Raw genomic sequence first — 14,382 nt, 5'->3', positions numbered from 1 at the left:
GTAACTAAAGAATAATAATCTGGGGGCTACTAACTCCTCCCCATTAATTAATCTTACGCGATACAGCAGAGTTTTCATATAGTATGATTTAAGGCAATAACATGACTATAGATATAAAATCTATTCTGCGTAGGGAATGGTTTTGGGGTATTAGCAATTTAACAAGACATTGCAGTATAACAGCCAGCTTTTGTAAACACTTATTAACGAAACTATTAACAATTTTAAAAACTTAGTCTTATCGCTCAATATTGATAAGTCTTTTAGGGCTATAAACAGTAATATTGATTATTATCGTAGCAATTAAATTCAAAATATGCCTAATTTCAAATCTCCCAAAATAGCAGTTCTCATTGTTTGCTACTTCCTATCCTTTCAATTCTTATTAGCTCAGGACACAAGCGAAACACCACCAGAGATCGGAACTACTCAAAAAATTGGGGATGTTGTATTGATTGCTCTTCCGGCTGCCACTTTAGTAACAAGTCTGATTATTAAAGATAATAAAGGTGCCTGGCAATTTACCAAAGGGCTTCTATTAACAGGAGCGGTTACTTATGGACTTAAATTTGGAATAAATAAGCAACGACCCGATATGAGCAATGATAACTCATTTCCTTCAGGACATACCTCAACTGTTTTTCATAGCGCCGGTTATGTTCATCGCCGATATGGCTTTAATTACAGCATCCCTGGTTATGTAGTGGCTGGTTTTACTGCGGCCAGTCGAATAGATTCTAAAAAACACGACATTCTGGATGTCATTGCAGGAGCGGCTATAGGACTGGGTAGTAATCTATTATTTACTACTGAATACCAGCAGGAGCATATGCAACTGACCTTAAGTAGTGGTGATGGCAGCTATTTACTGGGTTATACCTATAAATTCTGATCGATGAGAAAAACCCTGATTGAATTCATTTCCCGTATAAGGGATTTCCTGGTAGAGAAGTTCAGAGCATATGATCATAAACTTCCCTATATCATTTTTGTACTTATTTCACTGTTAGTTGTAGTTGGAAGTATCAATCTATTTATTGAGCTGACTGAAACATTAAAAACAGAGATGTTAGCCGGAATAGATCAACAGGTCACAGATTATGTGCTTTCTTTTCGAAGTCCCGCACTCACAGATTTTTTTATTTTCATGACCCATGCAGGTGACATATATGGATACCTGATCGTGCTTACGCTCTATCTTCTGATTTCCAGATTAATATTTAAGAGATGGAAATTCGTTATTCTGTCCACTCTCGTTCTCGCTTTGGCAACAGGTTCGAACATGATACTGAAACGTTTTATCAATCGGGCCAGACCGGGTATAGAACATATGGTATCTGTAGAAACACTGAGTTATCCCAGTGGGCATGCCATGAGCGCCATGGCTTTTTATGGATTTTTGATCTACCTGTGTACAAAATTCAGAATAAACAGGCTTCTTAAAACAGCGATTATCGTCCTTTTGAGTTTTATAATTTTGAGTATAGGAATAAGCAGGATCTATCTGGGTGTTCATTTCCCTTCAGATATAGCGGGCGGTTTTATTGCGGGTTTGATCTGGGTAGTTTTTTGTATACTCATTTTTAACCTGATAGAAATTTTCAGAAGTGATCCCAGAACCTGATTTTAGTAAGAAAAAAAATTTGTAAATCTTAAGATTTACAGATTTAAAAGTAGCCTCACCAGGAATCGAACCTGGATCTAAAGTTTAGGAAACTTCTATTCTATCCATTGAACTATGAGGCCTTTTAAAAGACAAAAATAAGTGGTTTCGCTTAAAATATACCAAAGCTTGTTTAAAACTTAGGTTTGAAAAATCCGGTCTTATATCTTATCTTAAATTTAATTTTAAAAACCATATTCCATGAAATTGATATCTGCTATTAGTCTCATCTTTTTATTATTGATACAATCTGCCTGTGGTTCAGTAAATACAGATGATGCGCAGCAATATTCAGGTATCCTTAAGCCTGCCGGAATTACCAGCTACCAATACGGAACTCACAGGCTGGAAACAAGCGATACTTTTTATGCCCTAAAAAGCGATCAAATAGATCTTAAGGTTTATGAAGATGAAAAAGTTACTATCACCGCATCCAAAATTCAGGGTTATCCGGTAGATGGAGGCCCAGTTTACCTGGATGTAAAAAATGTAGATAGAGAGCAGTAAAACTTGGGTTGCATAGCTGTTGAGCTTATCTTTACAGAAAAATTCAGGCTTTGAAAAAATTATTTACCCTTCTTCTATTTTTATTATTTATTAATTTCAATGCAAATTCTCAGGTAGATGAGAATCAATTAGGTGGTTGGTATATGTACTTCTGGGATACCGAATTTGGTGAGTCAAAATTCGGACTGCAAGGTGATGTGCAATATCGTAACTGGGATGTGATGGGTGATCTCGAGCAACTTCTTTTAAGAGCCGGGCTAACCTATAGTCCTAACGCAAACCTAAAGCTCACACTTGGATATGCAAATATCACTTCGGGAGCTTTTGGTGATTCTAATGAAACTTCCTCTGAAAGCAGGATCTATCAGGAAGCCTTGCTGCCTCATAAAATTTCATCCAGAATCTATCTTAAACACAGGTTTAGATATGAACAGCGCTGGGTGGAAGATCAGGATTTCAGAACCAGATACCGCTATAACCTTTTTCTAAATATTCCCCTTAATCAACCTAATCTCGATAAGAATTCCGTTTATCTGGCTTTTTATAATGAAGTATTTATTAATGGACAAAGAGATATAGGTAATGGAAGAAGTGTTGATATATTTGACCGTAACAGACTCTATGCTGCTCTTGGATACTCTCTTAAAGACAATCTAAAACTACAGCTTGGATTTATGGAACAAACTTCGAGCAATTTAAGTAAAGGACAATTGCAACTGAGTCTTCATCATAGCTTCTAATATCAGCTGGCTTTTAGTATCTTTAGGCAAATCTCTAATAACTCTATGAAAAAATTAGCTTTCCTATTTTGTCTTTTAATTCCTTTCCTTGGAAAATCTCAGGGTTTGGAAGGTATTTCTCAGGACGACTTTGCCCATACATTTTCTATAGTAGCACGTGACACGGTTACTGGTGAAATGGCTGTTGGCGTTCAAAGTCACTGGTTTTCAGTAGGATCAATTGTTTCCTGGGGAAAAGCGGGTGTTGGCGTGGTAGCTACTCAGTCTTTTGTAAATCCTGCCTACGGACCCGAAGGCCTTGAGTTGATGGCCAATGGAGTTCCCGCAGAACAGGCTTTGACCCAGCTTATAGAAAAAGATAGCGGAAGAGCATTCCGCCAGGTTGCCTTTCTTGATGCAAACGGAAATGTTTCTGGATATACCGGAGAAAATTGTGTAGAAGCTGCGGAAGATCTTCAGGGAAGAAACTTTTCAGTCCAGGCAAATATGATGTTGAATGCAGACGTGGTTCCAGCAATGGCCGAAGCTTTCCTGAAATACTCAGACTATCCGCTTGCGGAAAGAGTAGTAGAAGTACTTAAGGCTGCACAAGCGGCCGGGGGCGATATTAGAGGAAAGCAATCTGCTGCTTTAGTAGTGGTGGGACCTGAAAGAACTAATAATGCCTGGGAAGAGAAAAAGATAGACCTGCGTGTAGATGATCACCAGGATCCTATAGAGGAATTATCCAGGTTGCTTAAAGTAAACCGCGCCTATGATCATATGAATAAAGGTGATCTGGCAGTGGAAGCTGGAGATATGGAAAAGGCACTGAAGGAATATGGAACTGCAGAAAAAATGTTCCCGGAAAATCTTGAAATGAAGTTCTGGAAAGCAGTTGCCCTTGCCAATAGCGGCAGAATTGAAGAAGCCAAGCCAATTTTCACAAAAGTATTTGAAGCAGATAAGAACTGGAAAGAAATGATCACCAGACTTCCAGCCTCAGGAATTCTAACAATTTCTGAAGCAGAACTCAAAGAAATTACCGAATAATTAAATATATTTACCAGTCTAAATTACTAATTATGAAAAGATTACAAATCACCTCGATAATCACCATATTATTACTTGCAGTTCTCTCAGTTTCATGTAAGAATGAAGAAAAAACTACTGCGAACGAAGAAGTAACCACTGAAGAACCTTCTTCCGCAGAAATGAAGGATAATATGACTAAAAGTGCAGATACTAAATATAATCCTGCACACGGCGTTGAAGGCCACAGATGTGATCTCCCTGTAGGCGCCCCACTAAATCAGGCCAGTGCTTCTACTACCACCCAGGAGATGACAACTTCACCGGTGAGAATGCAAAGTGCATCTCCAAAAATAAATCCACCACATGGAGAACCAGGCCATGATTGTTCAGTTCCTGTAGGCGGCGAGCTAAATTAATTTTCAGCTTTTTAAGCATCATAGAAATTATTAAGATTTTGTCGCGACCTAAAATTTATGAAAGGCATTCATACTAATTTCTATTCAGAACTTCCACTTCACAAAACTTCTATAAGTAAACTTATAGGAGACAAAAGCAGGTTTTCCAAATTACCGGACGACTGGCATATTCTGGTGGCCGATATACGTAATTCTACCCTGGCCATTCAAAATGGAAAGCATCAGAATGTGAATCTCGTTGCTACGGGATGTGTCATTGCTATTTTAAACCTTGCAGACACTTACAATGTCGTGGTCCCATTCTTTTTTGGTGGGGATGGAGCGAGTTTTCTTATTCCTGAAAAAATAAGGAAACAGGCCCTGGCGGTATTGGAAAAACATAACAGAAACACTCAAAAGAACTTGGATTTTAGCCTTGCCATCGGTTCTTTCAGCGTTGAAGAAATTTATAAAGAGAACATAGAACTGCAGATCGCACGGGTGAAAATCAATGAAACCCTTACTATTCCCGTGATCCTGGGAAATGGGCTGCATTATGCCGAAAGCAGGATAAAAGCCGAAGATTTTTCCGAGGAAATCGCCACAGATGACACGCTCCTGAACATGGCAGGAATGGAATGTAAATGGGATCTCATTAAACCACCTAACGAAGACCAGGAGGTAATTAGCCTGATCATTGCTGGTTGTGCAGACACCGACTTTTCGAAAGTATATTCCAGGATAATGGCCAGGATTGATAAAATATACGGCTCTATTGGAAGTAGAAAACCAATTTCGGTGAGAAGGTTAAAAATAAAAGCTGGTTTACAGCGGATCAAAGATGAGATGAAGGTAAAACTGGGAAAATGGAGTTTTGCCAGCTTTATAAAAAGCCTGATGGTAGCTAATTTTGGAGAATTCTACCTTAGAAATACCGATGCCGGTAAAAATTATCTTCAAAAATTAGTAGAACTCTCTGATAACTTAACACTCGACGGTCGAATTAATACCGTGATCACCGGCACCAGTGATCAACGTAAAAAACTCATCGCTTATCTGGATAAACTTGAAGCCAGGGATCTAATAAAGTATGGCTATCATGTAAGTGAAGAAAGTATTATGTCCTGTTATGTGAAAGATATGAACACAGACCAGCATATACATTTTATTGATGGTGGAAATGGCGGATATACAAAGGCAGCTAATCAGTTAAAACTTAAGTTTTAGGATTAACTGCCTTGTAGTTTTTTAATCAAGCCCTCCTCTTCTAGTGGCATCACGCGCCTCCGGCCAGGTCATCTGCTCACCAGATCTTTTACTCATAGGTAATTTGATCTTTTCTCTGGATGTTTTTTCAGGATCTTCACTCGCCATATAAGCCAGTACTGCCGTAAGGATCACATTATTTCTTACATCATCAAAAACGATCTTATCATAAGTATCCCTGTTGGTATGCCAGGTATAGTTCCAGTAATCCCAGCTTAATGAACTAAGATTAAAAGCCGGAGCTCCAGCAGCTACAAACGATGCATAGTCTGATCCTCCTCTTCCCGGAGTTCCAGGGAAATTAGTTTCTATGTGAGTGGTGACATCTTCAGGTACTTCGTAAAGCCATCTCCCCAGGTAATCATAGGAATTTAAAAATCCGTTACCTGAAATATTCACTACTCTACCGGTTCCATTATCCTGATTGAAAAGCACCTGCATATTTTCAACAATTTCAGGATGGTCTTTTACAAAAGCTCTAGACCCGTTTAGTCCCTGCTCTTCACTTCCCCAATGTCCCACAAGAATAGTTCTTTTAGGATTTGGATACAGTTTTTTCAGGATTCTCATAGCTTCCATCATTACTATAGTTCCAGTTCCGTTATCAGTAGCTCCTGTAGCTCCATCCCAGCTATCAAAATGTGCTGAAAGGATCACATATTCTTCAGGTTTTTCGCTTCCTTTAATTTCAGCGATGGTATTAAAAGTTGGTACTTCTCCCAGTTCTTTAGATTCAGCAACTACTCTTATTTCCGGTTTATCTCCATACTCAGCTAAACGATATAACATACCGTAATCTTCAAGAGAAATATCAAGGGTAGGGATCTCTTCTGTAGAAGCAGAAAATACTTTGTTCACACCAAAACCACGAGACCAGTTGGAGGTAATAATTCCTTCAGCACCTGCATCTTCCAGGGCTTTTGGTAGCTCTCTCCTGTCCAGTCCTGTTTTTTCAAGTCTTTTATCCCAGAGGTCATCAAGAGAATCACGATCTTTTTTCATCTTTTCGAAAGACTCCTTAGTTGCCCACTCTCCCCAGTTATCATCTGGTCTGCCTGTTGGTTGGGGCATAGAGATCATTACAAACTTTCCTTTAACAGATTTGATCTTTTCAATAAAATCAAGAGAATCTTTTGCTTCAGGAATAATTACCACCTCGCCAGTTACAGGTTTTTTTCCGGTTGAAGGGCTCCAGGCAAGCTGCCTGCCTTCTAGGCTTTGAATTCTTGGAGAGATCATATCTATATGCGTGATTCCTCTTTCCCAACCTTTCCATTTACCCCATTCTTCATTACTGGCAGAAATATCCCAGTTGGAATATTTTTTCACGGCCCAGTCATGAGCATTTTTCATTTGCGGTGTTCCTACCAGACGTGGGCCAACCACATCAAGCAGTTCATGAGCCAGGTTTTCTAATTGAGAATTATTCTCGGCTTCTTTAACGATCTTTTCCACCATCTCCTGCTGAGATTGTGCGGAAATCAGGGAAACAGATAGAAAAAGTAAACATAACAACGTAATTTTTTTAATCATACATAAAAGTTTAGTGGTGAAATTTGATTTTACAATATCGCTCTTTTTTTGAAAAGCTTTATTTTTAGACCCTTCCAAAACTATAAGGTTTAAAGGGCATACAAAATTTGGTTATATTGGCGAACCTTAAATTAATTGATTCTTTATGTCAAAAACCATTTACAGCTTTGTATTTTTTCTTCTAGGAACAAGTTTCGCGTTTTCTCAAACTTCTGATCTCAGTGTAGAAAAGATCATGCAGGATCCCGACTGGATGGGAACCTTCCCAAGTTCAGTGAGGTGGGGAATAGATAGTGAACATATCTATTTTAACTATAATCCTGAAAAAAATACAGCGGACTCTCTCTATATGGTGAATATCAACAACCCGAAAAAAATTGTTGAAGTCACGGCAAAAGAGAAGCGGGAACTAATCCCTTCAAGCGGTGATTTTAACGATTCCAGATCGATGAAAGTCTATACAGAAAATGGTGATCTTATTCTTTATGACATACAATCAGGCCAAAAGAGGGAACTTCTTGATCTTTCATTTTCTATAAATGATCCTGAATTTCTTAATGACGATCAAAGAATAGTTTTTAAGGCGGAAGACAATGCTTTTATCTATGATCTGGAGGAAGGAAATATTCAGCAACTTACTCATATAAAATCGGGTTCCAAAACCGATAAATCTGATAAAAAATCATCAGATAAAAATGAATGGGTAGAAAATGAAAACCTTGATCTTCTAAGTGTTGTAGATCAGCGCAGGCAAGAAAAAGAGGATTCTAAAGCCTATCGAGAATCGGTTAAAGAGAAGGAAGATTTTATTTTTTATTTAAATGATCGTGATCTAAATAATTTCGAGATTTCACCAAATGCTAAATATGCCGGTTTCAGCTTAATAAAACGAGAGCGTGGGGAATCTACCAATGTTCCTAATTATGTGGATGAAAGCGGTTATACCAAGGATATTTCGGCGAGGACTAAAGTAGGCGATATGGATTATACTGCTGAACTTGCTCTTTATAATATTGAGAAAGATACCGTTTTTATTATCGATGTTTCCGGACTGCCGGGCATTAAAAAACTTCCAGATTATACTTCAGATTATCCAGATAAGGAATGGAAAAAAGGCTCGCGTGATATAATTCCTTCTAACATTAAATTTTCAGAAAATGGAGAAAAAGCTATTGTAAATCTTAGATCTACAGATAATAAAGACACGTGGATCGCCCTGATTGACCTTAAGAATGGAACTCTAAAATCTATAGAACATCAACGTGATGAAGCCTGGCTTGCAGGTCCCGGCATTGGATATACTTACTACGGTAATGAAGAATTAGGCTGGTTACCAGACAATAAGCATATCTACTTCCAAAGTGAAGAAACAGCATATTCACATTTATATCTTCTGAATGTTGAAAATGGTAAGAAAAGAGCACTGACTTCAGGAGAATATGAAGTCTTTGATCCTTTCATTTCGAATGATGAAAAACACTGGTATTTTACATCCTCAAAGGTTCATCCCGGGGAAAGACATTTTTATAAAATGCCCTTAATGGGAGGTAAGATGGAACAGCTTACTTCCATGACCGGAAAGAATGAGGTAGCATTATCTCCAGATGAAGAATATATGGCGATTACTTATTCTTATATGAATAAGCCTGAAGAGCTGTATTTAAAGAAAACAGGGTCGAATACTGAACCTCAGAAGATCACCAGCGGACAGTCTGAAGAATTTTCTACCTACAAATGGAGAGAGCCGAAATTGATAAAATTTAAGGCCGAGGATGGCGCCATGGTGCCTGCAAGGCTTTATTTACCTGAAGAAACTGCTAAAAATGATGCAGCAGTGGTATTTGTTCACGGCGCCGGTTATCTCCAAAACGCCCATAAATGGTGGTCAAGTTATTTTAGAGAATACATGTTCCACAATCTTTTAACAGATCTTGGTTATACCGTGATTGACATCGATTACCGCGGAAGTGCAGGTTATGGAAGGGATTGGAGAACCGGGATTTATCGTCATATGGGTGGAAAGGATCTCAGCGATCAGGTTGACGGTGTAAAATATCTGATTGAAAATCATGATATAGATCCGGAAAAAGTTGGGATCTATGGAGGTAGTTACGGCGGGTTCATTACTTTAATGGCTATGTTCACTGAAGCCGAAACATTTAAGGCAGGTGCTGCCTTAAGGTCGGTTACAGATTGGGCTCATTATAATCACGGCTATACTTCAAATATTTTGAATGAACCTTCTAAAGACCCCATTGCTTACCGCAGGTCTTCGCCAATTTATTTTGCGGAAGGCCTGGAAGGAGATCTTTTGATCGCGCACGGAATGGTAGATGTAAATGTGCATTTTCAGGATGTGGTAAGATTATCCCAGCGGCTTATAGAATTAGGAAAAGATGACTGGGAAATGGCAGTTTATCCGGTTGAAGATCATGGCTTTGTTGAGCCGAGCAGCTGGAGAGATGAATACACAAGAATTCTGGAATTATTTAATGAAAGCTTATTAGGTAAATGATAGATATTGAATTTGTAAGGAAGCAGTTCCCTGCTTTGGAACGGGATTTTATCTTTATGGACAATGCCGGCGGATCACAGGTATTATCCAAGGTCGCCGAAAGAATTAGCGGATATCTCCTTCATCATAATGTGCAACTGGGCGCTTCGTATAAGGTTTCTGAAGAAGCAGGTAAAAAACTAAAATATGCAACTTCCAGGGTTACTGAATTTGTAAATGCTTCGAGAACCGAAGAGATCGTTATAGGTTCTTCCACCACTATGCTACTGCGTATCCTGAGTCTAAGCATTTCTAAGCAATGGAAAAAAGGAGATGAAGTGATTGTAACCGATACAGATCACGAAGCCAATGTCTCACCCTGGATGGATTTAAAGGAAAAAGGTATTGAAGTGAGAGTCTGGAAAGTTAATCCTGAATCTCTGGAATTAGATCTATCCGACCTTAGAAAACTACTGAACAGTCGCACAAAACTTGTCGCCGTAACCCATGCTTCCAATGTTCTGGGAACTATTAATCCTATAAAGAAGATTGCCAAGGAAGTTCATAAAGCAGGTGCACTTATTTGTGTTGATGGTGTCGCTTACGCACCACATAGAAAAGTAGATGTACAGGAACTGGATGTAGATTTCTATACTTTCAGCTGGTATAAAACCTACGGTCCCCACCTGGCGGTGATGTATGGAAAATATAATAAGCTGCTGAAGCTAGACAGTCTGAATCATTATTTCATAGGAAAGAAGGATGTTCCCTATAAGTTACAACCCGGAAATTTCAATTTTGAACTTACCTACAGCACGCTCGGGATCATTGAATATTACGAAGATCTTTACCGGCATCATTTTAATGCTAAACCTATCAGTTTTTCTGAAAAACTGACGAAAAGCTTCGGGATAATTTCATCTCATGAAGAAAAGCTGGCTTCTTTATTACTGGATTATTTAAATGAAGTGCCCGAAATAAGAGTTATTGGAAATCCCAAATCTGACGCCTCAGAACGCGTACCAACCATTTCTTTTGTACACTCCACTTTAAAAAGCGATCAGATCGTAGAAAAGGTAGATGATCATAGAATCGGGATTCGTTTTGGAGATTTTTATGCCAAGCAGCTTATAAAAGCTTTAGATCTGGAAGCCAATAATGGTGTAGTTAGAGTAAGTCTGGTGCATTTTAATACCTTGCAGGAGGTGAACAAACTTATCAGGGTTTTTAAAGAAATTTTCAAATAAAACACCCTTCAAAATTAAATTCTGAAGGGTTCTTCTACTTGTTTCAACTTTACTACAATTTTTTCAGATCTTTTGTTTCAGATTTATCTGCTTCCATAATACTGATAGCATAACCACCTCCTGGCACCGATTTTTGTGAAAGTTCAGACTTACTGTTCACCCTGTACTTTTTGATCTCATAAGCCTGGGGATTGGTCTTATAATGTGCATCTGGTGCATCTGAATATACCGTTGCTATATAATTCTTTTCTTTTTCAAGGAAATCAAACTGGATCATAGAAGTTCTTGCTTCATTGCCATTCACATTTCCCACAAACCAATTGCTGCTTCCTTTTTCCTTTCTGGCCACGGTAATATAATCTCCCGGTTCAGCTTCCAGGTAAATACTTTTATCCCAGTCTAAAGCCACATCTTTGATGAACTGAAATGCATCAGGAAATTTCATATAATTTTCGGGCAGATCTGCCGCCATTTGCAACGGACTGTACATAGTTACATATAATGCCAACTGATTTGCGATCGTACTATTCACGTGGGAATCGTTATCAGGATTTAGTTTACTGATATCCATTTCGAATATTCCCGGTGTATAATCCATAGGCCCGCCAATCAATCTGGTGAACGGAAGAATGGTCACGTGATTTGGTTTAGATCCTCCAAATGCCTGGAATTCTGTTCCCCTGGCAGATTCGTTACCAATAAGGTTGGGATAGGTTCTTCTTAGACCTGTTGGTCGAACGGCTTCATGAGCATTTACCATAACTTTATAATCTGCAGCTTTCTTTACCGCATATAAATAATGATTTATTGCCCATTGCCCGTAATGATGCTCTCCTCTTGGAATAATATCACCAACATAGCCACTTTTTACCGCTGGGTAATCATATTTGTTCATAAACTGGTAAGCTGTATCCAAATGCCGCTCATAATTTCTGATCGCTCCTGAGGTTTCATGATGCATGATCATTTTAACTCCCTTGCTTTGCGCATATTCGTGAATTTCTTCCACATCAAAATCGGGATATGGAGTTACAAAATCGAAGACATAATCTTTAGATTGTCCAAACCAGTCTTCCCAACCTTCATTCCAGCCTTCAACTAACACAGCATCAAAGCCATGTTCTGCAGCAAAATCAATATATTCCTTTACATGCTCAGTATTTGCAGCATGTTTTCCATTAGGTTTGGTTTTAGAATAGTCTGTTTCTCCCAGTTTTACTGAAGCCAACTCGTCTGTATAAGCCCAGCTGCTTTTTCCGGTGATCATTTCCCACCAGACTCCCATATATTTAACGGGCTTGATCCAGGAAGTATCTTCGAGCTTATTTGGTTCATTCAGGTTCAGGTTCATATTGGATACCAGAATATCGCGTGCATCGTCACTTACCATAATCGTTCTCCATGGAGAGACTGCAGGTGTCTGCAGGTATCCTTTATTTCCTACAGCATCTGGGGTTAACCAGGATTCAAAGATCATATTCTCATCATCCAGGTTGAGATTCATCAAAGAATATTCAACCAAAGCGGCTTCATGAAGATTGATGTACAACCCATCTTCAGTTTTCATCATTAATGAAGTCTGTACTCCGGTTTTAGAGAACTGCTCCTGAGAAGCATTTGGTTGGACCGCGCTGTCAAATTTCTCCCGTATCTCGGAAAGTTTAGATTCAGTATAATCATATTCCTGGGAATCATAATCTCCCGGAATCCAGAAAGCAGTATGATCTCCAGTCATCGCAAATTGCGTTCGTTCTTCCTCGATCACAAAATACACCAGGTCTTTTTGTTCCGGAAATTCATATCTAAAGCCCAGCCCTTCATTAAAAAGTCTGAAGCGGATGATTAAATTTCTTCCGGTTTCTTCCTGAACCAGATTTACCTCGAGCTCGTTGTAATTATTTCTTATCTCTTTTGATTCTCCCCAAACCGGTGTCCATGTATTATCAAAACTAGACTCTTCGGTGCCTTCTACACTGAAATTTGAAAGCAGGTCTTCTTCCTCTTTAAGTTCAAGCCCAAGTTTACTGGTTTTGATCACTTCATTTCCTTTAAAGGATAGTTTATAGACAGGCGTACCCTCTTCCTCTAAAGAAAAATTCATTTGTAATTCGCCGTTTGGAGACTGCAAACTTTGAGCTACCGAGAAATTAATAGCAGCTACCAGGAATAGGCTTAAGCAAATAATTTTTTTCATCATGATTTAGTTTTTAATAAGAAAGGTCCGGCAAATCCAGACCATAATATTATTGAAATAGTTAATTATTATCCTATGGCTTGTTTAAGGTCGGCAATAAGATCTTCCGCGTCTTCAACTCCTACACTTAATCTTATCAACGAATCTACCACGCCCGTCTTTGCCCTCTTCTCCTTAGGAATAGATGCGTGGGTCATACTGGCAGGATGTCCTGCTAAAGATTCTACTCCACCAAGTGATTCGGCTAGAGTGAAAACCTTAAGATTCTCGACAATAGTAGTAGCGCTTTCCAGTGTGTTTTCTTTTGTGGTAAAAGAGATCATACCACCAAACCCCGACATCTGCTTTTTGGCGATATCATGATTTGGGTGATCTTCAAAGCCAGGCCAGTAAACCTTATCTAACTTTGGATTGGATCTAAGAAAATTCGCCACTGCTTCTCCATTCTCACAATGGCGCTGCATTCTAAGATGCAGGGTTTTAATACCACGCAGCACTAAAAAGCTATCCTGCGGTCCGCATATAGCACCACTGGCTTTCTGAATAAAATAGAGTTTCTCAGCAAGTACTTTATCATTTACCACCAGGCCTCCCGCCACCACATCACTGTGACCTCCAAGATATTTAGTTGCGCTGTGCATCACAATATCTGCTCCCAGAGCTAAAGGCTGTTGAAGATACGGAGTCGCAAAGGTGTTATCTACAGCTAGTAGAAGATCATGCTTTCTGGCAATTTTTGAAACCGCTTCAATATCTATAATTCTCATTATTGGGTTGGTTGGTGTCTCCACCCAGATAAGTTTTGTATTCTCATTAATATAATCCTCGATTCCACCACTATCCTGCATTCCAATAAAGTGGAACTTGATGCCAAGACCTTCAAAAATTCGGGTAAATAATCTATAGGAACCTCCGTAAAGATCGTTCGTGGAAATAATTTCATCACCGGATTTAAAAAGTTTGAGTATAGCGTCTATGGCGGCAAGTCCAGAACCAAATGCAAGCCCAAAATTTCCATTCTCAATGCTCGCAAGAGATTTTTCCAGGGCAGATCTTGTTGGATTTCCACTTCTGGAATATTCAAAGCCTTTATGGCCACCGGGAGTACTTTGAGAATACGTACTTGTTTGATAGATGGGAGGCATTACAGATCCATAAGCTGGATCTATATTTTCCTGACCACCGTGTATAGTTTTAGTGTTAAACTTCATATACTAAATTTATTCGCCATGAATTTCCAGCTATTTATCTGATAAGATAATCGCTTTTCATTGAAGCTTCCAATATGATCTTTCCTATTTGAAAAAACGAAAAACAAATGTAGTGAGC

At 38.8% G+C, this 14,382-nt stretch carries 12 protein-coding genes and 1 tRNA gene; 9 read left to right on the top strand and 4 right to left on the bottom strand.

Translation table 11 applies throughout. The features are described from left to right. The first annotated feature begins 316 nt into the window (after positions 1-316). On the top strand, positions 317-892 hold the full coding sequence (locus LGQ90_RS12280; protein WP_229341448.1) for a phosphatase PAP2 family protein: 576 nt from the start codon (positions 317-319) through the stop codon (positions 890-892). Between the two features lie 3 nt (positions 893-895). Continuing rightward, positions 896-1,624 (top strand): phosphatase PAP2 family protein, encoded by a 729-nt coding sequence (locus LGQ90_RS12275; RefSeq protein ID WP_229341446.1) that lies wholly within the window; start codon positions 896-898, stop codon positions 1,622-1,624. Positions 1,625-1,674: 50 nt separating this feature from the next. Here the strand turns inward: LGQ90_RS12275 and LGQ90_RS12270 are convergent. Then, positions 1,675-1,746 (bottom strand) — tRNA-Arg (locus LGQ90_RS12270). A gap of 118 nt (positions 1,747-1,864) precedes the next feature. Here LGQ90_RS12270 and LGQ90_RS12265 point away from each other — a divergent pair. Genes LGQ90_RS12265 through LGQ90_RS12245 form a run of 5 tightly spaced genes read left to right on the top strand, consistent with a single transcriptional unit; the run spans position 1,865 to position 5,546 of the window. After that, positions 1,865-2,170, top strand: a complete 306-nt coding sequence (locus LGQ90_RS12265) for a hypothetical protein (RefSeq protein WP_229341444.1) — start codon at positions 1,865-1,867, stop codon at positions 2,168-2,170. Positions 2,171-2,220: 50 nt separating this feature from the next. Continuing rightward, on the top strand, positions 2,221-2,910 hold the full coding sequence (locus tag LGQ90_RS12260) for a DUF2490 domain-containing protein (protein WP_229341442.1): 690 nt from the start codon (positions 2,221-2,223) through the stop codon (positions 2,908-2,910). Positions 2,911-2,955: 45 nt separating this feature from the next. Beyond that, positions 2,956-3,942: a DUF1028 domain-containing protein gene (locus tag LGQ90_RS12255; protein ID WP_229341440.1), complete on the top strand. Its 987-nt coding sequence runs from the start codon at positions 2,956-2,958 to the stop codon at positions 3,940-3,942. Positions 3,943-3,974: 32 nt separating this feature from the next. Further along, positions 3,975-4,340 (top strand): hypothetical protein, encoded by a 366-nt coding sequence (locus LGQ90_RS12250; RefSeq protein ID WP_229341438.1) that lies wholly within the window; start codon positions 3,975-3,977, stop codon positions 4,338-4,340. Positions 4,341-4,397: 57 nt separating this feature from the next. Further along, positions 4,398-5,546: a DUF3095 family protein gene (locus LGQ90_RS12245; RefSeq protein WP_229341435.1), complete on the top strand. Its 1,149-nt coding sequence runs from the start codon at positions 4,398-4,400 to the stop codon at positions 5,544-5,546. A 21-nt stretch (positions 5,547-5,567) separates the two neighbouring features. Here LGQ90_RS12245 and LGQ90_RS12240 read toward each other — a convergent pair whose 3' ends face one another. Next, a complete protein-coding gene (locus LGQ90_RS12240; protein ID WP_229341433.1) occupies positions 5,568-7,118 on the bottom strand; it encodes a M20/M25/M40 family metallo-hydrolase in 1,551 nt (516 codons plus the stop codon). Positions 7,119-7,263: 145 nt separating this feature from the next. Here LGQ90_RS12240 and LGQ90_RS12235 point away from each other — a divergent pair, with 145 nt between their 5' ends. After that, positions 7,264-9,633: a S9 family peptidase gene (locus LGQ90_RS12235; RefSeq protein WP_229341431.1), complete on the top strand. Its 2,370-nt coding sequence runs from the start codon at positions 7,264-7,266 to the stop codon at positions 9,631-9,633. Continuing rightward, complete coding sequence (locus tag LGQ90_RS12230; RefSeq protein WP_229341429.1) at positions 9,630-10,859, top strand: cysteine desulfurase-like protein; 1,230 nt, start codon at positions 9,630-9,632, stop codon at positions 10,857-10,859. The genes LGQ90_RS12235 and LGQ90_RS12230 overlap by 4 nt, the downstream gene beginning before the upstream one ends. A 52-nt stretch (positions 10,860-10,911) precedes the next feature. Here the strand turns inward: LGQ90_RS12230 and LGQ90_RS12225 are convergent, their stop codons facing one another. Together LGQ90_RS12225 and LGQ90_RS12220 are read right to left on the bottom strand one after the other, a co-directional pair. Further along, a complete protein-coding gene (locus LGQ90_RS12225; protein WP_229342438.1) occupies positions 10,912-13,053 on the bottom strand; it encodes a glycoside hydrolase family 97 protein in 2,142 nt (713 codons plus the stop codon). Between the two features lie 68 nt (positions 13,054-13,121). Next, positions 13,122-14,264 carry a trans-sulfuration enzyme family protein gene (locus LGQ90_RS12220; protein WP_229341428.1) on the bottom strand — a complete coding sequence of 381 codons (1,143 nt, stop codon included), beginning with the start codon at positions 14,262-14,264 and terminating at the stop codon, positions 13,122-13,124. Between the last annotated feature and the right edge of the window lie 118 nt (positions 14,265-14,382).

Source organism: Christiangramia sediminis, assembly GCF_020552705.1.
In the GTDB taxonomy this organism is placed as follows: domain Bacteria; phylum Bacteroidota; class Bacteroidia; order Flavobacteriales; family Flavobacteriaceae; genus Christiangramia; species Christiangramia sediminis.
The sequence above is the reverse complement of the archived record's forward strand: the minus strand, read 5'-3'. Positions and strand labels throughout refer to the sequence as shown.

Excerpts from the sequence above, each read along its gene's own strand:
- LGQ90_RS12280 (WP_229341448.1), top strand. The coding sequence starts at position 317 with ATGCCTAATTTCAAATCTCCCAAAATAGCAGTTCTCATTGTTTGCTAC.
- LGQ90_RS12275 (WP_229341446.1), top strand. The coding sequence starts at position 896 with ATGAGAAAAACCCTGATTGAATTCATTTCCCGTATAAGGGATTTCCTG.
- LGQ90_RS12265 (WP_229341444.1), top strand. The coding sequence starts at position 1,865 with ATGAAATTGATATCTGCTATTAGTCTCATCTTTTTATTATTGATACAA.
- LGQ90_RS12255 (WP_229341440.1), top strand. The coding sequence starts at position 2,956 with ATGAAAAAATTAGCTTTCCTATTTTGTCTTTTAATTCCTTTCCTTGGA.
- LGQ90_RS12250 (WP_229341438.1), top strand. The coding sequence starts at position 3,975 with ATGAAAAGATTACAAATCACCTCGATAATCACCATATTATTACTTGCA.
- LGQ90_RS12245 (WP_229341435.1), top strand. The coding sequence starts at position 4,398 with ATGAAAGGCATTCATACTAATTTCTATTCAGAACTTCCACTTCACAAA.
- LGQ90_RS12240 (WP_229341433.1), bottom strand. The coding sequence starts at position 7,118 with ATGATTAAAAAAATTACGTTGTTATGTTTACTTTTTCTATCTGTTTCC.
- LGQ90_RS12235 (WP_229341431.1), top strand. The coding sequence starts at position 7,264 with ATGTCAAAAACCATTTACAGCTTTGTATTTTTTCTTCTAGGAACAAGT.
- LGQ90_RS12230 (WP_229341429.1), top strand. The coding sequence starts at position 9,630 with ATGATAGATATTGAATTTGTAAGGAAGCAGTTCCCTGCTTTGGAACGG.
- LGQ90_RS12225 (WP_229342438.1), bottom strand. The coding sequence starts at position 13,053 with ATGAAAAAAATTATTTGCTTAAGCCTATTCCTGGTAGCTGCTATTAAT.
- LGQ90_RS12220 (WP_229341428.1), bottom strand. The coding sequence starts at position 14,264 with ATGAAGTTTAACACTAAAACTATACACGGTGGTCAGGAAAATATAGAT.